21 protein-coding genes are annotated in these 24,177 nt (G+C 70.0%); 4 read left to right on the top strand and 17 right to left on the bottom strand.

All coding sequences use genetic code 11. From position 1 onward, the window contains the following. Positions 1-73 precede the first annotated feature (73 nt). From JIW86_RS31535 to JIW86_RS31505, 7 genes are all read right to left on the bottom strand, one after another. On the bottom strand, positions 74-265 hold the full coding sequence (locus JIW86_RS31535; protein ID WP_215144310.1) for a hypothetical protein: 192 nt from the start codon (positions 263-265) through the stop codon (positions 74-76). 34 nt (positions 266-299) lie between these two features. Next, positions 300-1,124: a shikimate dehydrogenase gene (locus JIW86_RS31530; RefSeq protein WP_257557189.1), complete on the bottom strand. Its 825-nt coding sequence runs from the start codon at positions 1,122-1,124 to the stop codon at positions 300-302. 6 nt (positions 1,125-1,130) lie between these two features. Then, the gene (gene mltG, locus JIW86_RS31525) at positions 1,131-2,867 is read right to left on the bottom strand and encodes an endolytic transglycosylase MltG (RefSeq protein ID WP_257557188.1); all 1,737 of its coding nucleotides are present in this window, start codon (positions 2,865-2,867) and stop codon (positions 1,131-1,133) included. 78 nt (positions 2,868-2,945) lie between these two features. Continuing rightward, positions 2,946-3,416, bottom strand: a complete 471-nt coding sequence (gene ruvX, locus JIW86_RS31520) for a Holliday junction resolvase RuvX (protein ID WP_030387206.1) — start codon at positions 3,414-3,416, stop codon at positions 2,946-2,948. Between the two features lie 2 nt (positions 3,417-3,418). After that, positions 3,419-6,088, bottom strand: coding sequence for an alanine--tRNA ligase (gene alaS, locus JIW86_RS31515; RefSeq protein ID WP_257557186.1), 2,670 nt, complete (start codon positions 6,086-6,088; stop codon positions 3,419-3,421). Beyond that, complete coding sequence (locus JIW86_RS31510) at positions 6,088-6,456, bottom strand: DUF6167 family protein (protein ID WP_215144318.1); 369 nt, start codon at positions 6,454-6,456, stop codon at positions 6,088-6,090. Before JIW86_RS31510 ends, alaS begins: the two co-directional genes overlap by 1 nt. 8 nt (positions 6,457-6,464) lie before the next feature. Beyond that, positions 6,465-6,893: a DUF948 domain-containing protein gene (locus JIW86_RS31505; protein ID WP_215144320.1), complete on the bottom strand. Its 429-nt coding sequence runs from the start codon at positions 6,891-6,893 to the stop codon at positions 6,465-6,467. Between the two features lie 160 nt (positions 6,894-7,053). Between JIW86_RS31505 and JIW86_RS31500 the strand changes: the two genes are divergently transcribed. After that, positions 7,054-9,198 carry an ATP-binding protein gene (locus JIW86_RS31500; protein WP_257557184.1) on the top strand — a complete coding sequence of 715 codons (2,145 nt, stop codon included), beginning with the start codon at positions 7,054-7,056 and terminating at the stop codon, positions 9,196-9,198. A 14-nt stretch (positions 9,199-9,212) separates the two neighbouring features. Here JIW86_RS31500 and rpsD read toward each other — a convergent pair whose 3' ends face one another. Next, the gene (rpsD, locus tag JIW86_RS31495) at positions 9,213-9,824 is read right to left on the bottom strand and encodes a 30S ribosomal protein S4 (RefSeq protein ID WP_150520470.1); all 612 of its coding nucleotides are present in this window, start codon (positions 9,822-9,824) and stop codon (positions 9,213-9,215) included. Between the two features lie 55 nt (positions 9,825-9,879). On the opposite strand from rpsD, the gene JIW86_RS31490 reads away from it, so the two are divergent. Next, positions 9,880-10,764 (top strand): DUF2470 domain-containing protein, encoded by an 885-nt coding sequence (locus JIW86_RS31490; protein ID WP_257557182.1) that lies wholly within the window; start codon positions 9,880-9,882, stop codon positions 10,762-10,764. Here JIW86_RS31490 and JIW86_RS31485 read toward each other — a convergent pair. The 5 genes from JIW86_RS31485 to JIW86_RS31465 form a co-directional block, all read right to left on the bottom strand. Beyond that, positions 10,758-11,462, bottom strand: coding sequence for an HNH endonuclease family protein (locus JIW86_RS31485; protein WP_257557180.1), 705 nt, complete (start codon positions 11,460-11,462; stop codon positions 10,758-10,760). The two genes, JIW86_RS31490 and JIW86_RS31485, sit on opposite strands and share 7 nt — an antisense overlap. Positions 11,463-11,483: 21 nt before the next feature. Further along, on the bottom strand, positions 11,484-12,836 hold the full coding sequence (locus tag JIW86_RS31480) for a replication-associated recombination protein A (RefSeq protein WP_257557179.1): 1,353 nt from the start codon (positions 12,834-12,836) through the stop codon (positions 11,484-11,486). Positions 12,837-12,880: 44 nt separating this feature from the next. Continuing rightward, on the bottom strand, positions 12,881-13,495 hold the full coding sequence (locus JIW86_RS31475) for a vitamin K epoxide reductase family protein (protein ID WP_215144328.1): 615 nt from the start codon (positions 13,493-13,495) through the stop codon (positions 12,881-12,883). Positions 13,496-13,632: 137 nt separating this feature from the next. Beyond that, positions 13,633-14,895 carry a histidine--tRNA ligase gene (gene hisS / locus JIW86_RS31470; RefSeq protein ID WP_215144329.1) on the bottom strand — a complete coding sequence of 421 codons (1,263 nt, stop codon included), beginning with the start codon at positions 14,893-14,895 and terminating at the stop codon, positions 13,633-13,635. A gap of 10 nt (positions 14,896-14,905) precedes the next feature. After that, entirely contained in the window at positions 14,906-15,628 is a 723-nt protein-coding gene (locus JIW86_RS31465) for an MBL fold metallo-hydrolase (RefSeq protein ID WP_215144330.1), read from the bottom strand. A gap of 153 nt (positions 15,629-15,781) precedes the next feature. Here JIW86_RS31465 and JIW86_RS31460 point away from each other — a divergent pair, with 153 nt between their 5' ends. Together JIW86_RS31460 and JIW86_RS31455 are read left to right on the top strand one after the other, a co-directional pair. Further along, positions 15,782-16,564, top strand: a complete 783-nt coding sequence (locus JIW86_RS31460; protein ID WP_257557176.1) for a peptidylprolyl isomerase — start codon at positions 15,782-15,784, stop codon at positions 16,562-16,564. 194 nt (positions 16,565-16,758) lie between these two features. Continuing rightward, positions 16,759-17,988 (top strand): DUF349 domain-containing protein, encoded by a 1,230-nt coding sequence (locus tag JIW86_RS31455; RefSeq protein ID WP_215144333.1) that lies wholly within the window; start codon positions 16,759-16,761, stop codon positions 17,986-17,988. Positions 17,989-18,055: 67 nt separating this feature from the next. Here the strand turns inward: JIW86_RS31455 and JIW86_RS31450 are convergent, their stop codons facing one another. The 4 genes from JIW86_RS31450 to secD form a co-directional block, all read right to left on the bottom strand. After that, on the bottom strand, positions 18,056-20,479 hold the full coding sequence (locus JIW86_RS31450; RefSeq protein WP_257557175.1) for a RelA/SpoT family protein: 2,424 nt from the start codon (positions 20,477-20,479) through the stop codon (positions 18,056-18,058). Positions 20,480-20,696: 217 nt separating this feature from the next. Then, positions 20,697-21,251, bottom strand: a complete 555-nt coding sequence (locus JIW86_RS31445; RefSeq protein ID WP_416237626.1) for an adenine phosphoribosyltransferase — start codon at positions 21,249-21,251, stop codon at positions 20,697-20,699. Further along, a complete protein-coding gene (gene secF, locus JIW86_RS31440) occupies positions 21,248-22,303 on the bottom strand; it encodes a protein translocase subunit SecF (RefSeq protein WP_215144337.1) in 1,056 nt (351 codons plus the stop codon). Before secF ends, JIW86_RS31445 begins: the two co-directional genes overlap by 4 nt. A 3-nt stretch (positions 22,304-22,306) precedes the next feature. Further along, on the bottom strand, positions 22,307-24,106 hold the full coding sequence (secD, locus tag JIW86_RS31435) for a protein translocase subunit SecD (RefSeq protein ID WP_257557174.1): 1,800 nt from the start codon (positions 24,104-24,106) through the stop codon (positions 22,307-22,309). Positions 24,107-24,177 lie beyond the last annotated feature (71 nt).

Genomic DNA, 24,177 nt, shown 5'->3' with positions numbered 1-24,177 from the left:
CCCGCCTCACCCGATCCTCCCATGTCCGGGCACGCAAACCGGCCTCGAGTCCAGCTATCGGACGGCTTGACCGTCAGGTGGCCCTGCGACGGCGCTCGCGGAGCCAGGTGACCGCGGTCCACACGGCGAGGGAGCCGACGATTCCGCACACGGTGAGCTTCGCCCACAGCGGCAGGTCGCCGAAGGCCACTCTGAGCGTGGCGATGACGACGAAGGGGAGGTCCCACTTCGACGCGAGTATCTGGTCGGTTCCGGTCTGGTCCATGCCGCCCCCATGATCAACTGCGAAGGCGGAAAGCCTAACGGGCGGCGAGCGCCCGCTCTCCGGCGGCCCGTATGGCGGCGAGCGGGCCGGGGGTCCGTCCCGTCATCTGCTCGACCTGGAGCACGGCCTGGTGGACCAGGAGGTCCAGGCCGCCGATGACCGTGCCGCCCCACTGCGACCAGGACGCCGCGAGGGCGGTCGGCCAGGGGTCGTAGAGGACGTCGAAGAGCGTGCCGGGGGCGGCGGGTACGGCGGCGGCCAGTTCGTCGGTGGCCCCGGCCGGGGTGGTCGCGATGACCAGCGGCGCGGCAAGCGCCTCGGCCGCCTCGGACCAGTCGGCCGTGCGGACGGTGACCCCGAGCCGCGCGCCCCACTGCCGCATCTCGTCGGCACGGGCCTGCGAACGCACGTACGCCGTGACCTCGCCGGTGCAGATCCGCGAGAGGGCGGCCAGCGCCGAGGAGGCGGTGGCCCCGGCGCCGAGGATGGCCGCGGACGGCACCTTGTCGATGCCGCGCTCGTCGAGCGCGGCCACGATGCCGGGAATGTCGGTGTTGTCGCCGAGCCGACGGCCGTCCTTCGTGAAGACCACCGTGTTGACCGCCTCGACGGAGGCGGCCGTGTCGCTGATGCCGTCGAGCAGCGGGATGACCGCCCGCTTCAGCGGCATCGTCAGCGACAGCCCGGCCCACTCGGGGCCGAGTCCGGCGATGAACCCCGGGAGCGCGGCCTCGTCGATCTCGAAGCGGTCGTACGACCAGTCGGCGAGGCCGAGCTCCCGGTAAGCGGCGCGGTGCAGCACCGGCGAGAGGGAGTGCTCGATGGGCGAACCCAGCACCGCGGCCCGTATCCCTGACATGTCCTGCTACCCGCCGTTCTTCTGCTTCTGCCGTTCCTGGAACTCGTCGACGAGCTTGAGGTGCTCTTCGTAGGTCTGGGTGAAGGTCGTCGTGTTGCCGTCGACCGACACGAAGAACATCCATCCGCCGTGGTCCGGGTTGAGCGTAGCGGTCAGCGCGTCCATGCCCGGGTTCCCGATCGGGCCGACGGGCAGTCCCGTGATGAAGTGCGTGTTGTAGGGGTTGTTGAACGCCTGGGCTTCCTTGAGGTTGAAGTTGATCTCGCTCTGGCCCTTGGCGTAGTTGTACGTCGAGTCGAACTGGATCTTCCGGTTCGTGACGTCGTTGGTCTTCTTCAGGCGGTTGTAGACGACCTCGGACATCTTCCGGAAGTCGTCGTGGTTCTTGCCCTCGGCGTTGACGAGGCTGGCGACCGTGACCACCTGGAGCGGGTTCTCCAGGCCGAGCTCCTTGGCCTTGCCCTCGACGCCCAGCTCCGAGTACTTGTCGGACGCGTTCTTGACCATCTGCTTGAGCAGGGACTCGGGGGTGCTGTCCTTGCCGAGGTCGTAGCGCGCCGGGTACAGGAAGCCCTCGAGCGGGTCCATGAGCTTCGGATTGTTGCCGGCCCAGGCCGGCAGTCCGAGGTTCTTGGCATCGCGCAGGGCAATGTCCTTGGTGGTGCCGTCCGGCTTGCCCAGCTTCTTGTCGATCGCCTCGTACACCTTGGCGTTGCGCATGCCCTCGGTGATGGTGATGACGTTCAGCTTGCTGGGGTCGATCATCAGCGCGACGGCGGCCGCACCCGACATCTTCTTCTTCATCGGGTAGACGCCCGGCTGAATGGACTTGCCCTTGGGGTTGACGTCGGCGGCGGTCGTGAACGCCTCCACGCTCGCCACGATGCCGTGCTTCTTGAGGATGTTGCCCATCGTGGCCAGGGTGGAGCCCTTGGGGATCTCGACGTCGACAGTCTCGCCGGTGCCCTCGCCCGCGTAGTCCTCGGCCGTGGCGAACCTGTCCTTGAGGTAGCTGTAGCCGTAGTAGCCGCCACCGCCGAGCACGCCCACGATCACCAGCGTGGCGATCAGACACGCGGCGCCGCTGCGCTTCTTGGGCTCACCGCCCTTCGAGCGGCCGCCCCTGCGACCGCCGCCGGGCTCGTCGCCGTCGCCGTCGCGACCGCCGCCGGCGAAGAAGCCGCTCTCGGACTCCTCCTCCTCGACCGGTTCCGGCTCCAGGTGACGCCGGCCGGGGGGCTGCGGCGGAGGGAAGGCCTCCGGCGTGGCGTACAGGTCAGGGGCCTCGCCCGGGTAGCTCGCGACGGCCTGCTGGGCGTACGGGTCCGCGCCCGCGTACGGGTCGGCCGACGCGGGAACCGCGTACTGGCCCGTGCCGGTGTCCCAGCCCTGGGAGTCGTACATCGGCTGCTGGGGGGCCTGCGGGGCATAGGCCTGCTGCTGCGCGTACTGCTGCGGGTACTGCCCCTGCTGCTGCTGGTACTGCTCCTGCTGCTGGAACTGCCCCTGCTGCGGGTACTGCCCTTGCTGCGGGTACTGCTGCTCGTACTGCGGCTGCTGCGCGTACTGCTGCTGCTCGGGGTACTGCTGCTGGTACTGCTGCTCCTGCGGATACCCCTGCTGCGGATCGGCGTACGGCGCCTGGCCCTGCTGGGTCTGGTGCCCGGTCCACCCCTGGTCCCCGTACAGGGGATCCTCAGGGTGCCACGGTTCGGGACCACGGCCCCGGCCATACTCAGTCATCGGTCCCCTAGAGCCGCGAGACGAAGGCGACGGCTGTTCGAATGCCGTCTCATCGCGCGGAACGTTACCGTATCGCGATCAGACAACCACTTCGACGCACTCGCCAGGCGGATTACCTGATACCCGTTCGGTCTCAAGAGCGTTCTGAAGGATCACCACAGCGGCTGCCTGGTCGATGACCGACCTGCCCTTCTTCGCGTTCTTGCCGGAGGCCCGCAGGCCCTGGGCGGCGGTGACCGTGGTCATCCGCTCGTCCACCAGACGGACCGTCACCGGCTTGATGCCCTTCGCCAGTTCGTTCGCGAAGACGCGCACCTTGGCCGCGGCCGGACCCTCCCGCCCGCTGAGCGAGCGGGGCAGGCCGACCACGACTTCGAGGGGCTCGTACTCCTCGACGAGCTGCCGCAGCCGCCGGTGGGCGAAGGGGATGTCCCGGCCCGGAACCGTTTCCACCGGTGTGGCGAGGACCCCATCGGGGTCGCACGAGGCGACCCCGATCCGGGCGTCCCCAACGTCGATCGCCAGCCGGCGGCCGCGGCGCAGAGTCATCGTCAGGCCGTCTCTACGACGAGACGCTCGACGGCGCTGATGGCCTCCGGGATGGCGCCCGGGTTCTGGCCGCCGCCCTGCGCGACGTCCGGCTTGCCGCCACCGCCGCCACCGAGGGTCTTGGCGGCCGTACGGACCAGGTCGCCGGCCTTGAGACCGCGCTCGCGGGCGGCCTCGTTGGTGGCGATGACGGTCAGCGGGCGGCCACCCGCCACGGTGAACAGGGCCACGACGGCCGGGCGGTCACCCGGGATGCGGCCGCGGACGTCCAGGACCAGCTTGCGCAGGTCGTCGGCGCCGGTGCCGTCCGGCACCTGGCCGACGACGAGGGCGACACCGTGGATGTCCTGGGCGTTCTGGGCGAGCCCGGCGGCGGCCTGGAGGACCTTCTCCGCGCGGAACTTCTCGATCTCCTTCTCGGCGTCCTTCAGCTTGCCGAGCATGGAGGCGATCTTCTCCGGCAGCTCCTCCGGACGGCCCTTGACCAGCTCCTGGAGCTGGGCGACGACCGTGTGCTCCTTGGCGAGGAAGTTGTACGCGTCCACGCCCACCAGGGCCTCGACGCGGCGCACGCCGGAGCCGATGGAGGACTCGCCGAGCAGCTTCACCAGACCCAGCTGGGAGGTGTTGCCGACGTGCGTGCCGCCGCACAGCTCCTTGGAGAAGTCGCCGATGGTGACGACGCGCACGCGCTCGCCGTACTTCTCGCCGAACTCGGCGATGGCGCCCTGCTTCTTCGCCTCGTCGATGCTCATGATCTCGGCGGTGACGTCCAGCTCGCGCGAGAGCACGTCGTTGATCTTCTGCTCTACGTCGGTGAGGACCGAGCCGGGGACGGCGTTCGGCGAACCGAAGTCGAAGCGGAAGCGGCCCGGCGAGTTCTCGGAACCGGCCTGGGCGGCCGTCGGGCCCAGCGCATCGCGCAGCGCCTGGTGCGTCAGGTGCGTGGCGGAGTGGGCGCGGGCGATGGCCCGGCGGCGGTTGATGTCGATGGCGGCGTACGCGTTGGCGCCCACCGTCACCTCGCCGACCTGGACGGAGCCCTTGTGCACGGAGACGCCCGGGACCGGCTGCTGCACGTCGCGGACGACGATGACGGCGCCCGAGTCGAGCTTGATGCGGCCCTGGTCGGCGAGCTGGCCGCCGCCCTCGGCGTAGAAGGGAGTGCGGTCGAGGACGACCTCGACCTCGTCGCCCTCGGAGGCGGCGGGCGCGGAGACGCCGTTGACCAGCAGGCCGACGATGGTGGACTCGCCCTGGGTGGTGGCGTAGCCGGTGAACTCGGTGGCGCCGGAGCCGTCGGCGATCTCCCGGTAGGCGGACATGTCCGCGTGGCCGGTCTTCTTGGCCTTGGCGTCGGCCTTGGCGCGGTCGCGCTGCTCCTGCATCAGGCGGCGGAAGCCGGGCTCGTCCACGGAGAGGCCCTGCTCGGCGGCCATCTCCAGGGTGAGGTCGATCGGGAAGCCCCAGGTGTCGTGGAGCAGGAACGCCTTGTCGCCGGGGAGGACCGTGCCGCCGGCGGCCTTGGTCTCGGTCACGGCGGTGTCGAGGATGTTGGTGCCACCCTTGACGGCCTTGAGGAAGGCGGCCTCTTCGGCGAGCGCGACGGTCTCGATGCGCTTGCGGTCGGTGACCAGCTCCGGGTACTGCTGCCCCATCGTGTTGATCACGACGTCGACGAGGTCCTGGACGACCGGGCCCGTGGCGCCCATGAGGCGCATGTTGCGGATGGCGCGGCGCATGATGCGGCGCAGCACGTACCCGCGGCCCTCGTTGCCGGGGGTGACGCCGTCGCCGATGAGCATGACGGAGGTGCGGATGTGGTCGGCGACCACGCGCATGGACACGTCGCTGCCCTGCGCGGCGCCGTACTGCACACCGGTCAGCTCGGTGGCCTTGTCCATGACCACGCGCAGGGTGTCGGTCTCGTACATGTTCTGCACGCCCTGCAGGATCATGGCGAGACGCTCGAGGCCCAGACCCGTGTCGATGTTCTTCGACGGCAGGTCGCCGAGGATCGGGAAGTCTTCCTTCCCGTCACCGGCGCCGCGCTCGTACTGCATGAAGACCAGGTTCCAGATCTCCACGTAGCGCTCGTCGTTGACGGCCGGGCCGCCCTCGACGCCGAACTCCGGGCCGCGGTCGTAGTTGATCTCCGAGCACGGGCCGCAGGGGCCGGGGACGCCCATGGACCAGAAGTTGTCCTTCTTGCCCAGGCGCTGGATGCGCTCGGCCGGCACGCCGATCTTCTCGCGCCAGATCTGCTCGGCCTCGTCGTCGTCGAGGTAGACGGTGATCCAGAGCTTCTCGGGCTCGAGGCCGTAGCCGCCGTCCGCCACGGAGCTGGTCAGCAGCTCCCAGGCGTACTTGATGGCGCCTTCCTTGAAGTAGTCGCCGAAGGAGAAGTTGCCGCACATCTGGAAGAACGTGCCGTGGCGGGTGGTCTTGCCGACCTCTTCGATGTCCGGCGTACGGACGCACTTCTGCACGCTGGTGGCACGGGGGGCCGGGGGCTTGGTCTCGCCGAGGAAGTACGGCTTGAAGGGGACCATGCCCGCGTTGACCAGCAGCAGAGTCGGGTCGTCCGCGATGAGCGACGCCGAAGGGACAACGGCGTGACCGCGCTCCTCGAAGAAGCTCAGCCAGCGGCGGCGGATTTCAGCCGACTCCATCAGTGGTCCTCATTCCGGTTGTACGTAACCGCCGAGTGGTTCGGGCGGTGGGTGGTCTTGTCGTACGCGTGCGGGTCGTTCTCGATGGCCCGCAGCCGCCGCTGCCCGGGGAGGGCGGTGACGTTGTCGGGCCGGTCGGGATCCTGGCGGAGTCCCAGTGCGTCGTTCAGCTCGTCCTCGCGCTGCGTCATTCCCGCCTTGACGTCGAGGGCGAAGTCCTTGAGGCGGTGACCCGCCTCCAGCGCCTTGTCGGCGGCCTGGGCGGCAAGGCTCTCCGGCGTCAGCTTCTTGAGCTGGCGGTTGACCTTGGTGGTGGCCCACACGCCGGCGGCGGCGCCTGCGGTGAACCAGAAGGCTCGGCGGAACATCGGAGGTCTCAGCCCTTCTGCTTCCGGCGTCGGGCCGCCGGCACGGTACGGCCGACGATCACGGTCCGTCGGGTGGTCTTCGCGGGCGCCTCGTCCGTCCGGCCGAGCGCCTTGCGGACGCCGTAGCCGAAGGCCGCGACCTTGACCAGCGGTCCCCCGAAGGCGGAGGCCACGGTGGAGGACAGCGCGGAGGCGTTGGAGGTGACCTCCTGGACGTCGCTCGCGATGGCGTCGACCCGGTCCAGCTGGGTGCGCGCGGAGCGGACGGTCGTGGAGGCGTCTGCCAGCAGCGGGACGGCCTGTTCGGTCACGTCGGCCACCAGCTTGGTGGTCGCCTTGAGCACCTGCGCCAGCCTCGCCAGTGCCACGGCGAGGAAGGAGACCAGGATGGCCCAGAAGACGGCCACGAGGATCCCGGCCACCTCTCCACCGGACACGTCACACCGCTCTCTGTCTGTACTTGAACTGCTCGCGTACTGATTCCTACAAATGGCCTTCCGACCCTATCGCGCCGGAGCTCCCCGGCCGTACCGGAATTCCGGGTCGGCCGGGCCCGCCTTGTACGCAGAGCTTCCGGACCAGTACCCTCCGTGTCCCATGCGACAGAGACCCCTTCAAAATACGACCTGGGGCAATCTTCCCTCGGAGCTGGGCGGGTTCGTCGGGCGGGGTACCGAACTGTCCGAGCTGGGGCGGCTCCTGGAGTCCTCGCGGCTGGTGACGGTGACCGGCGTGGGCGGGGTGGGCAAGTCCCGGCTGGTGCTCGCGGCGGCCCGGTCGGCCGCGGAGGAGGCGCAGGAACGCTACTGCGACGGGGTGTGGCTGGTCGAACTGGCGACCGTACGGGATCCGTCGCTGCTCGAGCTGACCGTTTCGGAGGGGCTCGGGCTGACCGATCACACCACCCGGCCGCCCAGGACCGTACTGGCCGAGCACCTGGCCGGGCGGCGCCTGCTGCTGGTCCTGGACGGCTTCGAGCAGCTGGTCGACGAGGCGGCCGAGCTGGTACGGGAGCTGCTGCGCGGCTCCCCCGGCCTGCGAGTGCTCGCGGCGGGCCGGCGGCCGCTGGCCCTGGACGGGGAACAGACCTTCCCGCTGGCCCCGCCGGCTCCGGAGGAGGCGCTGGCCCTGCTGGCGGCCCGGGCCCGCGCCGCCGACCCTGCCTTCGCGGTGACCGAGGCGAACCGCGCCGAGCTGACCGAGCTGTGCGCCCGCCTCGACGGGATCCCGCTCGCCCTGGAGCTCGCGGCGGGCCGGCTGCGGGCGCTGTCCCCCGCGCAGGTGCTGGCGCGGCTGGAGGACCGCTTCGCCCTGCTGACGGGAGGCTCTCGCGGGGCGCTCCCCCGGCACCGGGCGCTTCGTACGGCGATCGGCTGGAGCCACGAGCTGTGCACGACCGCGGAGCGGCTGCTGTGGGCGCGGCTGTCGGTGTTCGCCGGGCACTTCGACCTCGACGCCGCCGAGTACGTGTGCGCGGGTCCGGACCTGCCGGTGGAGAGCGTGCTGGACCTGGTCGGCGAGCTCCTCGCCCAGTCCCTCCTGCTCCGGGAGGAGACGCCTGCCGGGGTGCGCTACCGGATGCTGGAGACCGTACGGGTGTACGGGGCGGGCTGGCTGGAGTCGCTGGGGGACGCCGGCCGGCTGCGGCGGCGGCACCGGGACTGGTACGTGGGCCTGGCGACCTGGTGCGAGCTGGACTGGTTCAGTCCGCGCCAGGAGGAGGTGGCGGCGCTGGTGGAGACGGAGCTGCCGAACCTCCGCCTCGCGCTGGAGTGCTCCCTGGACGAGCCGGACGAGGTCCACCTGGGCCAGTACCTGGCGGGGACCCTGTGGTTCTACTGGGCGGGCTGCGGCCGCCTCACGGAGGGCCGGCACTGGCTGGACCGGGCCCTGGAGGACTCGGACCGGCCGGTGGAGTACGAGAACTCGCGGCTGAAGGCGCTGTGGGTGCTGGGGTACGTCGCGGCACTCCAGGGGGACGGGGTGGCCTCCATGAGCGCGCTGTACGAGTGCCGGGACGCGGCGGCGCGCAGCGGAAACCCCCTCGCGACGGCGTACGCGGTGCACCGGCTGGGCTGCCTGGCGCTGGTCTCGGACGACATGGCGCGGGCCGGGGAGCTGCTGGGCCAGGCACTGGAGCGGTACCGGGAGGCCGGGGAGCTGAACAGCAACGTGCTGATGTGCCAGGTGGAGCTGGCGCTGACGCTGGCGTTCCAGGGGGAGCCGGCCGCGGCGCTCGCGCTGTGCCGGGAGGTCCGGGAGATCTGCGAGGAGCGCGGGGAGCGCTGGACCAAGGCCTACGCCCTGTACGTCCTCGCGTACGCGGCCCTGGACGCGGGGGCGGTGGACGAGGCGCGGCAGCTGCTGACCGAGTGCGTGGCGATCAACCACGCCTTCCACGACCTGGTGGGGCTGGTGCTGGCGCTGGAACTGCTCGCGCTGGTCGCGGTCGCGGAGGGCGATCCGGAGGAGGCGGCGGTACTCCAGGGCGCGGCGGAGCCGATGTGGGGCGGGGTGGGCCTGCAGCTGTTCGGCTCGGGGTACTTCAACGCGCCGCGGCTGATGTGCCAGGAGCGGGCGGGTGAGCTGCTGGGCGCCGAGCGGTATGCGGCGTACGCGGCCGAGGGGCGGGGGCTGAGCCGGGAGGCCGTGGTCGTACGGGCGCAGCGCGGGCCCGGGAGTCCGGAGGACGGAAAAACCCGCCGCCCCCGAAGGGGACGGCGGGTTTCCACCAGCCTGTGAGGCCTATGCCTGCATCAGCGGGCGTAGTACTCGACGACGAGCTGCTCGTCGCAGATGACCGGGATTTCCTTGCGGTTCGGGTCGCGGTCCAGGCGGAAGGCCAGGGCCTTCAGGTTGACCTGCAGGTAGCGCGGGGTCTCGCCCTCGCCTGCGTAGCCACCCTCACGGGCAACCTGGAACGGAACCTTCTCGCGGCTGCGCTCGCGCACGGTCACGACGTCGTCCGGGCGGACACGGAACGACGGCTTGTCGACCTTGCCACCGTTGACCTCGATGTGGCCGTGAACGACCATCTGGCGAGCCTGGTAGATGGTGCGGGCGATGCCCGAACGCAGAACCAGGGCGTCGAGACGACGCTCGAGCTCGACGACCAGCGCCTCGCCCGTCTTGCCTTCGGCCTTCTTGGCGCGGTCGTACGCGCGGGCCATCTGACGCTCAGAGATGTCGTACTGAGCGCGCAGACGCTGCTTCTCGAGCAGACGAACCTTGTAGTCCGAGTTCTGCTTGCGGCCACGGCCGTGCTCGCCCGGCGGGTAGGGGCGGGCCTCGAAGTACTTGACGGCCTTCGGGGTCAGCGCAATGCCGAGGGCACGCGACTTCTTGACCTTGGGTCGCTTCTGGTTCACGTGGAACCTACCTCCATGTAAGTTAGGTGAGGCTTACCTTAGCGAGGAGGACGTAATGTCTCGACCACATGGGATCCCCCTGCCCAGTGCGCGTCGAAGTTCAGATCCAAACGAAACAGGATCTGCTTTCGACGACGATTGGCAAGGTCAGCCGCGTCCCAGGGAAGGCGTTCGGCAGCTCACCGGAGCCGAACGCGTACGAACCCTCGTAGAGTCCAACGCCTCAGTATCCCTCACGCTGCCGGGTGCTCGTGACAGTCACGGATCCGACGACTTCGGGACAGGGATGCCGGTCGCACGGACCGTCACCCCGGACGGGGACGTGATTCTCCTTGTTTCCGGGGAATCCGCGGCTGCCAGGGCAGCCGCTCACGCCCAGGACGACGACCTCACCGCCGTGATCGAGATCACGGATGTGGCGCCGGTGTCCGTGCCACATCGTATCCGAGGCCGCGCCTGGCTGACCGGGTGGCTGACGCAGGTGCGCGGGGCCGAGCGCGCGGCCTGCGCGGCGCTGCTGGCGGACCGCCGGCCGGTGGGCGAGCTGCTGGGGATGGCCGGCCGCCCCGCATGGGTGATGCTCCGCCTTGAGGTCGGCGAGATCTCGGTGGACGATCTGTGGGGCGCCGAGCACGTGGACCCGGACGACCTCGCCACGGCGGAGCCGGACCCGATGGTCGCCCACGAGGCGGAGCTCCTCCAGCACTTGGCCTCATCGCACTCCGACCGGATCGGGGAGCTGTGCGGCCTGCTGGGCTCGCGGGAGGCGGACGGCATGACCGCCACCCCGCTCGCCCTGGACCGCCTCGGCCTGCGCGTGCGCTTCACGGGCGCCGCCGCTGGTTCCTTCGACGCCCGCTTCGACTTCCCCGAACCGGTGGCGGACATCTGCGGCCTGCGCCGTGCGATGCGGACCCTCTTCTCGGCGGCTGGTCACTGAGGGCAGGTGCCGAGCATCTCCTGGAGCGCGAGCTTCTCGGGCGCGGTCACGGACAGCCGGTACTTGGCCTTGATCCCGGTGTAGCGGCGGGCGTACTCGCACCAGTACGTCTTGAGGGGTGGCTTCCACTTGTCGGCGGTCTTGCTGCTCTTGTCGTAGTTGGTCTGCTTGTCCACGGCGAGCAGCACGTCGAGGTCGTTGGCGTACTCGAGCCTGCGCTGCGGGGTCCAGGCGTACGCGCCGCCCCGCCAGGCGGCGCCCAGCGCGACGACGTGGTCGGTCTGGATCTGCGAGGCGCGCCGGTAGGAGTAGGGGAGCTCCTTGCCCGTGTACGGATCGTGCAGCACCCCGGAGACCACGACGCACGGGTTCCGGTCCCCCTCGCGGAGCTCCGTGAGGTCCCGGCGGAGCACGTCGTCGCGGGTGTCACAGCCGTTGCGCCCGCCGACGCCGTCGGTCTCGTCCGACCAGTACCTGCCGAAGTTCTCCCGCTTGTACGTCTCCCAGTTCTTGCCCCACTCGGCCTTCAGCCCGGCCAGCTGCTCCCTGGCAGTGGCGGCGCTCGGCGGAAACCCGGCACTGGCGAGCGGCACCTGCGCGACCAGCGCCCGAACCCGGCCGGGCGCAGGATCGTCGTGATGGCACCCACTGGCCAGGAACATCGCCGCCAGGGCGATGAACGGAGCACGGCGTCCCATGATCGGAGCCTACGCCGCAGGTCAGGATCCGCCGCGGAGCCTCTCCCGGACCTTCTCCACCACATCCGCGTACCGCGCCTCGGCCCCGTACCGCGTCGGCTCGTAGTACCGCTTCCCGTGCACCGCATCCGGCGCGTACTGCTGGGCGGCGATGCCCCCCGGCACATCGTGCGGGTACACGTACCCCTGCGCATGCCCCAGCTTGGCCGCGCCCTTGTAGTGCCCGTCCCGCAGGTGCGGCGGGACCGTACCCGCCAGCCCGGCCCGTACGTCGGCCAGCGCCGCGCCGATCGCGGTCGTGGCGGTGTTCGACTTCGGGGCGAGCGCCAGCGCGATCGTGGCGTGCGAGAGGGTCAGCGCGGCCTCCGGGAAGCCGATCATCGCCACCGCCTGGGCCGCGGCCACCGCGAGCGGCAGGGCCGTCGGGTCCGCCAGGCCGATGTCCTCGCTCGCCGAGATCATCAGGCGTCGCGCGATGAACCGCGGGTCCTCCCCCGCCTCGATCATCCGGGCCAGATAGTGCAGCGCCGCGTCCACGTCCGAGCCGCGGATCGACTTGATCAGCGCGCTCGCCACGTCGTAGTGCTGGTCGCCGTCCCGGTCGTACCGGACGGCGGCGCGGTCGACCGCTTCCTCCACCGTCTGGAGGGTGATCTCCTCCTCGCCCTTGGCGATGGCCGACCCGGCCCCCGCCTCCAGCGCGGTGAGCGCCCGCCGGGCGTCGCCGCCGGCGATCCGCAGCAGGTGCGCCTCGGCGTCCGCGGGCAGGGTGACCGCCCCGCCCAGGCCCCGCTCCTCCGTCAGCGCCCGCCGCATCAGCGCGCTCAGGTCCTCGTCCGTCAGCGGCTCCAGCGTCAGCAGCAGGGAGCGCGACAGCAGCGGAGAGATGATCGAGAAGTACGGGTTCTCGGTGGTGGCCGCGATCAGCGTCACCCAGCGGTTCTCGACGGCAGGGAGCAGCGAGTCCTGCTGTGCCTTGCTGAAGCGGTGGATCTCGTCGAGGAAGAGGACGGTGTCCTTGCCGTAGCCGCCGGCCGCGCGCTTCGCGCCCTCGATGACCGCCCGTACCTCTTTGACGCCCGCCGTGATGGCGGACAGCTCCACGAACCGTTTCTTCGTGGCCTGGCTGACCACATAGGCGAGGGTCGTCTTTCCGATGCCCGGTGGGCCCCAGAGGATCACCGAGGAGGCACCGGCGGGGCCTCCGGCCCCTTCCCCGACCAGCCGCCGCAGCGGTGATCCGGGCTTCAGCAGGTGCTGCTGGCCGACGACCTCGTCCAGGGTGCGCGGGCGCATCCGGACGGCGAGCGGAGAGGTCGAGGGGTCCTTCTCCTGGCGGTCTTCGGCAGCGGCGGTGAACAGGTCTGGTTCCACACCGGAAGCCTATGCGAGGCCACCGACAGTCCCGCCGCCCCCGGTCAGGAGGTCCAGAAGTCCCACCAGCGCGTCAGGACCAGCATCCCGATGATCCCGATGTGCAGCACCGGGAGCACCCAGGTGAACTCGTCGAAGAAGCTCTTCAGCCAGCCCGGCGCGGGCAGCAGCCCCTGGCGCACGTTGTGCGAGGTGACGTACCAGAACATCACGATCGTGGCGACCCAGGCCAGGCAGCACCACAGGCAGAGCGAGTTGATGTTGTACAGCGACTGGTAGGTCAGCCAGGCGCAGAACACGACGCCGAAGAGGGTTCCCGCGTTCAGCGTCAGCCAGTACCAGCGGCGGAACCGGGCGCCGGCGAGCAGGCTCATGCCGACGCAGATCACCATGCCGTAGGCGACCAGTCCGAGCATGGGGTTCGGGAAGCCGAAGACGGCGGCCTGGTCGCTCTTCATGATGTTGCCGCAGGAGACGATCGGGTTCAGGCTGCAGCCGGGGGTGAAGTTCGGGTCCTCGAGCAGCTTGAACTTGTCGATCGTGATCACCCAGGCGGCGAGGAGACCCGCGGCCCCCGTGATCACCAGCAGCAGGGCCAGCGCCCGACTGCCCCCGATCGTCTTCGGGGCGGCGTCCGCGTCCGTACCTCGTGTCGTCATACCGCCCGCTCCACATCTGCAAGGTCAACAAGCACCGGCCATTGTGCCGTACGGGGCTGTGTGTTCACCGTTCGATGGAGATAAGGAAGGGCGGGACGGGGGATCCCCCGTCCCGCCCTTCCGGCAGGAACCGACCGTCAGACCAGCCGGGCCTGCACGGTGGCGACCAGGTCGGCGACGGGCACGGCCGTCTGCTCGCCGGACTCCATGTCCTTCAGCTGGACGACGCCCTCGGCAAGGTCGCGCTCGCCCGCGACCACGGTGAACGGCGCTCCGGACCGGTTGGCGTTCTTCATGTGGCTCTTGAGGCCCTTCGAACCGTACGAGAAGTCGGCCGCGACGCCCGCCTTGCGCAGCTCGGTGACGGCCCCGAAGAGCACCTTCCGGGCCTCGTCGCTCAGCGCGATCGCGAAGACGCTGGTAGCAGCCGGGATGTCCAGCTCCACGCCCTCGGCCTCGAGCGCCAGCACCGTGCGGTCCACACCAAGCGCCCAGCCCACCGACGGCAGCGCCGGTCCGCCGATCATCTCGGACAGGCCGTCGTAGCGGCCGCCGCCGCCCACCGCGGACTGCGAGCCCAGACCGTCGTGGACGAACTCGAAGGTGGTGCGGGTGTAGTAGTCCAGCCCGCGCACCAGCTTCTCGTCGTCCTCGAAGACCACGCCCGCAGCAGTGATCAGCTCACGGACCTCCGAGTGGTACGCCTTGCACGCGTCACACAGGTAGTCCCGCAGCATCGGCGCGCCGACCAGCTGCTTCTGAACGGCCTCACGCTTGTCGTCGAGCACTCGAAGCGGGTTGATCTCAGCCCTGCGCAGAGTTTCCTCGTCCAGGTCCAGGCCCCGGAGGAACCCCTGGAGCGCCTCCCGGTACACCGGGCGGCATTCCGCGTCGCCCAGCGAGTTCAGCAGGATCCGGAAGTTGCGCAGACCCAGCGAGCGGTACGCCTGGTCGGCCAGAATGATCAGCTCGGCGTCCAGCGCCGGGTCCTCGGCGCCGATGGCCTCCGCACCGACCTGCGAGAAGTGCCTGTACCGGCCCTTCTGGGGGCGCTCGTAGCGGTAGTACGAGCCGGAGTACCAGAGCTTGACCGGCAGGCCGCCGGCCTTGTGCAGGTTGGCCTCCAACGCCGCGCGCAACACGGAGGCGGTGCCTTCCGGGCGCAGCGCCAGGTTCGCGCCGCCCTTGGTCGTGAGGGTGTACATCTCCTTCGTCACGATGTCGGTGGACTCACCGACACCACGCGCGAAGAGGTCCACGTCCTCAAAACCGGGCGTCTCGATGTATCCGTAGCCGGACTTGCGCAGCGGGCCGGAGATCGCCTCGCGGACAGCCAGATACTTGGCCGAGTACGGCGGGATCAGGTCGTACGTGCCCTTGGGGGCCTTGAAGGTGCTCACGAAACTCTCGTCACATTCCTCGTCGTGGAGCGGCTGTCGGGTCCGCTACGAGTCCTTGGCGGCCTGCGGCCACTTCCCGCAAGTACGGGTTGGTCGCGCGCTCGCGGCCGATGGTGGTCTGGGGACCGTGGCCGGACAGCACCACGGTCGAGTCGTCGAGCGGCAGGCACACACGGCCCAGCGACTCGAGCATCTCGGCGTGGGAGCCGCCGGGCAGGTCGGTGCGTCCGATGGAGCCGGCGAAGAGCAGATCACCGGAGAAGAACACGGACGGAACGTCCGGGGACTCCGGCATCCGGAAGGTCACCGACCCCTTGGTATGCCCCGGCGCGTGCGCCACGGAGAAGTCCATTCCGGCCAGCTTCAGGGCGGCGCCGTCGGTCAGCTCGCGGACGTCGTCCGGCTCGCCCACGGTCAGCTCGCCCATGAGCGGCATCCCGATGGAGCGGCCGAGGGCCTTCTCCGGGTCGCTCATCATGTAGCGGTCTTCGGGGTGGATCCAGGCCGGTACGTCGTGTGCTCCGCACACCGGGACGACCGAGGCCACATGATCGATGTGGCCATGGGTCAGCACGACGGCGACGGGCTTGAGCCGATGCTTCTTCAGCGTCTCCTCGACACCCTGGACGGCCTGGTGGCCCGGGTCGATGATCACGCACTCCTCACCGGCGGCGGGGGCGACCAGGTAACAGTTGGTCCCCCAGGCCCCGGCGGGGAACCCGGCAATCAGCACGTTCGTCCTCAATCGTCGTCCGGCGGGAGGCTGCAGATCGGAATGCTGCTGCTCAGAGCCTACCGGCGCCCCTCATCACACAGCGAACCCATATACGGTACGGCCTAACCCAGCCCGGACAGTGGTACCAGAGACGCACAAGGAGACGACCCGGTGGTCACGAGCGATCAGCGGCGGCGACAGCTCGCCAGGGAGAAGTACGAGCGCCAGCAGAAGCGCCGGGCCGAGGCCCGGCAGAAGACGCGCCGACGGGGGGCGATGATCGGCGCGGCGGTGGCCGTGGTGGTCGCGACGCTGGTCGGCCTCATCGTGGGCGGCGTGTTCGACAAGGACAAGAAGGACCAGGCGGCCGACCCGGCCGCGAACCCGTCGGCCTCGCCGTCGCCGAAGCAGTCCCCGTCGCCCGAGATGGCCATCGACCAGAAGGCGAAGTACACCTTCGCCCTGAAGACCAGCGCGGGCGACATCAACTTCGCGATGGACGCGGCGAAGACCCCGCAGACCGTGAACTCCTTCAAGTCGCTCGCCGACAAGGGCTACTTCGACAACACCAAGTGCCACCGGCTGACGTCGGGCGGGATCTTCGTGCTCCAGTGCGGCGACCCGGAGGGCACCGGCATGGGCGGCCCCGGCTACACGATCCCGGACGAGAACCTGGACTCGCTGGGCAAGGCGAACGAGCAGGGCCAGGTGGTCTACCCGGCCGGCACGGTCGCGATGGCCAACACCGGCCAGCCCGGCTCGGGCGGCAGCCAGTTCTTCCTGGTCTACAAGGACAGCCCGCTGGCGCCTTCGTACACCCCGTTCGGCAAGATCGACGCGGCGGGCCTGAAGGTCCTGGAGGACATCGCCAAGGTCGGTACGGCCGACGGCGGACAGGACGGGGCCCCGAAGAACGAAGTGAAGATCGAGAAGGGCACCGTCACCCAGAACTGACCGGAAGCAGCCGCCCCGGGCCCTGCGGCCCGCATCCCGCCCGTACGTCGATATTCCGTCGTGCGGGATGCGGACAGCCGGCCCGGCGGTCGCCTATGTTGGCGTTGTGCAGGGCGGGCGCGGCCCGCCCCAGGAAACTGTGGACGATGCCCAGGGGGTGAACCCCTCGCAAGGCATCAGGTGGAGGAGGCGCTGTGAGCAGCGACCCGTGGGGCCGAGTCGACGAGACGGGCACCGTGTACGTGCGTACTGCCGATGGCGAGAAAGTCGTCGGTTCGTGGCAGGCGGGCACCCCTGAGGAGGCCCTGGCCTATTTCGAGCGCAAGTACGAGGGCCTGGTGGTCGAAATCGGCCTCCTCGAAAAGCGGGTGCGGACCACCGATCTGTCCGCCAAGGACGCGCAGACCGCGATCGACCACCTGCGTACGCAGGTCGACGAGCACCATGCCGTGGGTGACCTCGACGCTCTGCGCGTACGGCTGGACAAGCTGGTCGAGACCGTCGAGTCGCGGCGCGAGGAGCGCAAGGCCCAGAAGGCCAAGCAGACCGACGAGGCCCGCGCGGCCAAGGACGCGCTGGTCGTCGAGGCCGAGCAGCTGGCGCAGAGCGACCAGTGGCGCAGCGCGGGCGAGCGGCTGCGTGCCCTGGTGGACATCTGGAAGGGTCTGCCCCGGCTGGACCGCAAGTCGGACGACGAGCTGTGGCACCGCTTCTCGCACGCCCGCTCCGCGTTCTCCAAGCGCCGCAAGGCGCACTTCGCCTCGCTGGACGCGCAGCGCGAGGATGCCCGCAAGGTCAAGGAGAAGCTGGTCGCCGAGGCCGAGTCGCTGTCGAAGTCGACCGACTGGGGTCCGACGGCCGCCCGCTACCGCGACCTGATGGCGGACTGGAAGGCGGCGGGCCGGGCGCAGCGCGAGTCCGAGGACGACCTGTGGAACCGTTTCCGCGGTGCGCAGGACGTCTTCTTCGCGGCGCGCAGCGAGGTGTTCGCGGAGCGCGACGCCGAGCAGGGGGAGAACCTGAAGCTGAAGGAGGAGCTGGCCGACGAGGCCGAGAAGCTCGTCCCGATCACGGACCTGAAGGCGGCCCGTGCCGCGTTCCGCACCCTGAACGAGCGCTGGGAGGCCATCGGCCACGTGCCGCGGGACGCCCGGCCGAAGGTCGAGGGCCGGATGCACACGGTGGAGCGGGCCATCCAGGAGGCCGAGGAGGGCGAGTGGCGTCGTACGAACCCGGAGGCGCGGGCGCGTGCGGCCGGTCTGACGGGCCAGCTCCAGGCGGCGGTCGACAAGCTGCGTGAGCAGATCGACGCGGCGCGCGCCGCGGGCAACAACGCGAAGGCCGACAAGCTCTCGCGCGAGCTGGAGGGCCGCCAGGCCCTGCTGGACCAGGCCCTGAAGGGTCTGGAGGAGTTCGGCGGCTGAGAACTGGCCACTGTGCACGGCGAGGGCCCCGGTACGCGGATGCGTACCGGGGCCCTCGTGCGTGTGGCTACGGCCGGCGGGCCGAAGTCACACGGTAGACGTCGTAGACGCCCTCCACACCCCGAACGGCCTTCAGGACGTGGCCCAGGTGCTTGGGGTCGCCCATCTCGAAGGTGAAGCGGGAGGTGGCCACGCGGTCGCGGGAGGTCTGGACGGCGGCCGAGAGGATGTTGACGTGCTGGTCGGACAGGACGCGGGTGACGTCCGACAGCAGGCGGGACCGGTCCAGTGCCTCGACCTGGATGGCGACCAGGAAGACCGAGGACTGGGTGGGCGCCCACTCGACCTCCAGCATCCGCTCGGGCTCCTGGGAGAGGGAGTCCACGTTGACGCAGTCCGCCCGGTGAACCGATACGCCACTGCCGCGCGTGACGAAGCCGACGATCGGGTCCCCCGGCACCGGGGTGCAGCAGCGGGCCAGCTTGACCCACACGTCGTCGACGCCCTTGACGACCACACCCGGGTCGGCGTTCTTGCGGCGCGTGCCCCGGGTCCGGGAGGGCGGGACGCTCTCCTCGATGTCCTCGTTGGCCGCTTCCTCGCCACCGAGGGCCTGCACCAGCTTCTGTACGACGCCCTGCGCGGCCACGTGGCCCTCGCCGATCGCCGCGTACAGGGAGGAGATGTCGGGGTAGCGCATCTCGTGCGCGAGAGTGACGAGGGAGTCGCCCGTCAGGATGCGCTGGATCGGCAGGTTCTGCTTGCGCATGGCCCGCGCGATGGCGTCCTTGCCGTGCTCGATGGCCTCGTCGCGGCGCTCCTTGGAGAACCAGGCGCGGATCTTGTTGCGGGCGCGCGGGGACTTGACGAAGCCGAGCCAGTCGCGGGACGGTCCGGCACCCTCCGCCTTGGAGGTGAAGACCTCGACCAGGTCGCCGTTGTCGAGCGTGGACTCCAGCGGGACGAGGCGCCCGTTGACCCGGGCCCCTATGGTCCGGTGGCCGACCTCGGTGTGGACGGCGTACGCGAAGTCCACGGGCGTGGCCCCGGCGGGCAGCGCTATGACGTCGCCCTTGGGCGTGAAGACGAAGACCTCGTTGCGGGAGAGGTCGAAGCGCAGCGAGTCGAGGAACTCGCCCGGGTCCTCGGTCTCCTTCTGCCAGTCGAGCAGCTGGCGCAGCCAGGCCATGTCGTTGACCGTGTCCTGGCCGGCGCTGCCCTTGGCGGCCTGCGGGACGTCGGTGCGGACCTTGGAGGTGCCGGCGACGGTCTGCTGCTTGTACTTCCAGTGGGCGGCGATCCCGTACTCGGCACGGCGGTGCATGTCGAAGGTGCGGATCTGGAGCTCGACCGGCTTGCCGCTGGGCCCGATGACCGTCGTGTGGAGCGACTGGTACATGTTGAACTTGGGCATCGCGATGTAGTCCTTGAACCGGCCGGGGACCGGATTCCATCGCGCGTGCACCGTGCCCAGGGCCGCGTAGCAGTCCCGTACGGTGTCGACGAGGACGCGGATGCCCACCAGGTCGTAGATCTCCGCGAAGTCACGGCCGCGGACGATCATCTTCTGGTAGACGCTGTAGTAGTGCTTGGGCCGGCCGGTGACGGTGGCCTTGATGCGCGCGGCGCGCAGGTCGGTCTGCACCTCGTCGGTGACGACGGCGAGGTACTCGTCGCGCTTGGGGGCGCGCTCGGCGACGAGCCGCACGATCTCGTCGTACATCTTGGGGTAGAGGATCGCGAAGGCGAGGTCCTCGAGCTCCCACTTGATCGTGTTCATGCCCAGCCGGTGCGCCAGCGGGGCGTAGATCTCGAGGGTCTCGCGGGCCTTCTTCTCCTGCTTCTCCCGCTTGAGGTAGCGCATGGTGCGCATGTTGTGCAGGCGGTCGGCGAGCTTGATCACGAGGACCCGGGGGTCCTTGGCCATCGCCACGACCATCTTGCGGACGGTCTCGGCCTGGGCCGCCTCGCCGAACTTGACCCGGTCGAGCTTGGTGACGCCGTCGACGAGGAGGGCCACGGCGTCGCCGAAGTCGCGGCGCAGGTCTTCGAGGCCGTACTCGGTGTCCTCGACGGTGTCGTGGAGCAGACCGGCCATCAGGGTGGCGGGGTCCATGCCGAGCTCGGCGAGGATGGTGGTCACCGCGAGCGGGTGGGTGATGTACGGGTCACCGCTCTTGCGCTTCTGGCCGCGGTGCCAGCGCTCGGCGACCTGGTAGGCCTGTTCCAGCTGGCGCAGCGTCGCCGTCTCGATCTTCGGGTCGTTGCTGCGGACTATGCGGAGCAGGGGCTCCAGTACCGGGTTGTACGGGTTGGTGCGCTGGACGCCGAGCCGGGCGAGCCGGGCGCGCACCCGGTTGGAGGACCCGGCCGACTTCGCCGGCGCGGGCTTGACCGGCGGGGCCGGCGGGGGCGTGGCGGCGGGCGCCGCGGCCTGCTCGGCCTGCGGGTCTGGCTGCGCGGCGGAGAGTGGCTGGACCTCGTCTGGCAAGAGCGCTCCTCACGGGGGTCCCCCCAGACGGAGTCCGGGGGAGGATCCGGTGCCCGTGTCCGGTCCGGATAACCCATCGTAGCGAGGGTTCCGCTCCCTCGTTCGCCGAGCCTCCTTCCGGCTGGGCCGCAGGCCGGACCCCGGCAGCGGCGCCGCACACGCGAAACGGCGGGCACCCGGGATGTCCCGGATACCCGCCGCTCGGCAAGCGAGAACGTCAGACCACGATCAGCGCATCCAGCGGAGCCTCACCCAGCGCACCGGCCAGCTTCGCCCGACCGGGCAGGAAGGACAGCTCCATCAGGACCGCCACCCCGGCGACCTCCGCGCCGGCCCGCCGGATCAGCGAGAGCGACGCCTCGGCGGTGCCACCGGTGGCCAGCACATCGTCGATGACCATGACCCGGTCGCCGGCCGACAGATCCTCCGCGTGGACCTCGATCTCCGCGGTGCCGTACTCCAGCTCGTAGGACTGCCCCAGCGTCGCCCCCGGCAGCTTCCCGGCCTTGCGCACCGGCACGAAGCCGATCCCGGCCTGTACGGCCACCGGAGCCGCCAGGATGAACCCGCGCGCCTCCAGCCCGACGATCTTCGTCGCGCCGTACTGCCCGGCCAGCTCCACCAGCGCGTCCGTCAGCGCCGCGAACGCCTTCGGGTCCGCCAGCAGCGGGGTGATGTCCTTGAACATCACGCCCGGCTTCGGGTAGTCCGCCACGTCCTTGATCCGGCCGAGCAGCAGCTCGCGAACGTCCGCGGAGAGCAGCTCGGTCACCGGCGCCGTCCCTGCCGGCCCTGCGCCACGACCTGCGGCTCGTCCCCGGACTCGTAGCCCTCGTCCGCGGACTCGCCCTTCGCCGCCGCGGCCGCCCGCTTCGCGAGCACCCGCTTCTTCAGGGCCTTCATCGCCGGCTCGCGCTCCTTGAGGTCCACGACCAGCGGGGTCGCGATGAAGATCGAGGAGTACGCACCGGCCGCGAGGCCGACGAACAGCGACAGCGAGATGTCGTTCAGCATGCCGGCGTCCAGGAGGCCGCCGCCGATGAAGAGCAGGGCCGCGACCGGGAGCAGCGCCACGACCGTGGTGTTGATCGAGCGGACCAGCGTGCCGTTGATGCTGCGGTTGGCGACCTCGCTGTACGTCCAGCGGGTCTGCTTGGTGATGTCCTTCGACCCCTCCTTGAGACCGTCGAAGACGACGACGGTGTCGTAGAGCGAGTAACCGAGGATCGTCAGCAGACCGATGACCGTACCCGGGGTGACCTCGAAGCCGACCAGCGCGTAGATGCCGACGGTGATCGTGAGGTCGTGGATCAGGGCGATCAGCGCCGCGACCGCCATCCGCCACTCGAAGGCGATGGCCAGGTAGATCACCACGAGGACCATGAAGATGCCGAGGCCGGTCCAGGCCTTGTTGGCGATCTGCTCACCCCAGCTGGGGCCGACCAGGTCCGCGTTGATGTCGGCCTCGGTGACCTTGAGGTCGGTGGCGAGCTGCTTCTTCACGTCGGTCGCGGAGTCGGTGTCCAGACCGGAGATCTGGATCCGCAGGCCGCCGGTGCCGAGCTCCTGGACGATCGCGTCGTGGCCCGAGGCCTTCTCCGCGTCCTCCGTGGCCTTGGCGATCGAGACGGCCGTCTTCGGAGTGGTGAAGACGGCACCGCCCTTGAACTCGATGCCCATGTTGAGGCCCTGAATGGCCAGGGCCGCGATCGCCGTGATGGTGATCAGGATGGAAACGCCGTACCAGATGAAGCGCTTGCCGACGAAGTCGTAGCCGACCTCACCGCGGTACAGCCTGGCGCCGAGATCTCCCAGCTTCGACATCTCTCACGCCTCCTTTGCGTCGACGGGGGCGGGTGCGGCGGTACGGCGGGACCGGCGCAGCGGCGGCTTGGCACCGAGCCGCTTCGGGTCCAGCCCGGACCACGGGTGACCGCTGGCGAAGAACTTCGTACGCGCCAGCAGCGTCATGATCGGCTTGGTGAAGAGGAACACCACGACCACGTCGAGCAGGGTGGTGAGACCCAGCGTGAAGGCGAAGCCCTGCACCTTGCCGACGGTGACGATGAACAGCACCGCGGCCGCCAGGAACGACACGAAGTCGGAGACCAGGATGGTGCGCCGGGCCCGCGGCCAGGCACGCTCGACGGCCGGACGCAGGGTGCGGCCCTCGCGGATCTCGTCCCGGATGCGTTCGAAGTACACGATGAACGAGTCCGCCGTGATGCCGATCGCGACGATCGCACCGCAGACGGCGGGCAGGTTCAGCGCGAACCCGATGCCCTTGCCGAGCAGCGCCATGATCGTGTAGGTGAGGATCGCGGAGACCAGGAGGCTGACGATGGCGACGAACGCCAGGCCCCGGTAGTACACCAGCAGGTAGATCACCACGAGCAGCAGGCCGATGGCACCGGCGATCAGGCCGGCCTTCAGCTGCTCACCGCCGAGGGCGGCCGTGACGGTGGTGACGCTGTCCTCGCTGAAGGAGAGCGGCAGGGCGCCGTACGAGAGCATGTTGCCCAGGTCCTGCGCGGACTGCTGGGTGAAGCCGCCGGAGATCTCGGCGTTGCCGCCGGTCAGCGCCTGGCTGACGGACGGGTCGGAGATGACCTGGCCGTCGAGCACGATCGCGAACTGGTTCTGCGGCATCTGCTTGGTGGCGAGCTCACCGGTGATCTTGGCGAACTTGTCGGCGCCCTTGTCGGTGAACTGCATCGTGACGATCCAGGCACCGCGCTGCGGGTCGATGACGCCCTTGGCGTTCTTCACGTCCTGGCCGTCGACCTGGGCCGGGCCGAGGATCCACTTGCCCCAGGCGGTGCCGCGCTGGCCACAGGCGACCATCGGGTCCGTGGGCTTGACGCCCTTGCCGGCGGCGGCGCGCTGCTCCTCGTTGGAGCAGTCCAGCTTCGCGAAGGCGTCCTGCAGGCCGGCGGCCGCGGTCTCCTCGGCCGACGGGGGCGTGGACGGCGACGGCGCGCCCGAGCCCGACGGGGTCGGAGTGGCCTTGTTGTCGTCTGCCTTCTTCGACTCGCTACCCGAGGGGGTGGGAGTGGGGGCGTTCGGGGCCTTGAGGGCCTCGCTGAGCGCACGGCCCTGGGAAGTGGCGCTGGACGACGGGGTGGCCGACGGGGACTTGCCGTCGCCGGCCTTGGGGGCCTGGGAGCCGCTCGCGGAAGGGCTCGGGCTCTGGGTGCCCTCGGGAGCGGCGGGGGCGCCGTCGGCAAAGGCGAGCACCGGGCGGAAGTACAGCTGGGCGGTGGTACCGACCTGCTCGCGCGCCTGCTGCTCGTTCGCACCCTTGGGGATGTTCACGATGATGTGGTCGCGGCCCTGCGTCTGGACCTCGGCCTCCGATACGCCGAGTCCGTTGACGCGGCGCTCGATGATGCCGACCGCCGTGTTCATGTTGGTCTCGTTGATCGCGTCCGGCTTGCCGGGCTCGCTCTTGGCCTTGAGCGTGATGCTCGTGCCGCCGGCGAGGTCGATGCCGAGCCGGGGAGTCGTCTGCTTGGAGAGGAACATCCCCGCGGTGAGCGCCACCATCGCGATCAGGATGATCGCCAGGGCGCGCCCCGGCCTCCCCTGAGCCCCCGTGGGCCGCCGGCCCTTCTTCGGTGCTGCCACCTTGTCGTTTCTCCCTGTCCAACCGCCTGCGCCGGGTCAGCGCACGGACGGCCACGAAATGTGTGGTGGGG

This window comes from Streptomyces sp. NBC_00162, from assembly GCF_024611995.1.
In the GTDB taxonomy this organism is placed as follows: domain Bacteria; phylum Actinomycetota; class Actinomycetes; order Streptomycetales; family Streptomycetaceae; genus Streptomyces.
The sequence above is the reverse complement of the archived record's forward strand: the minus strand, read 5'-3'. Positions and strand labels throughout refer to the sequence as shown.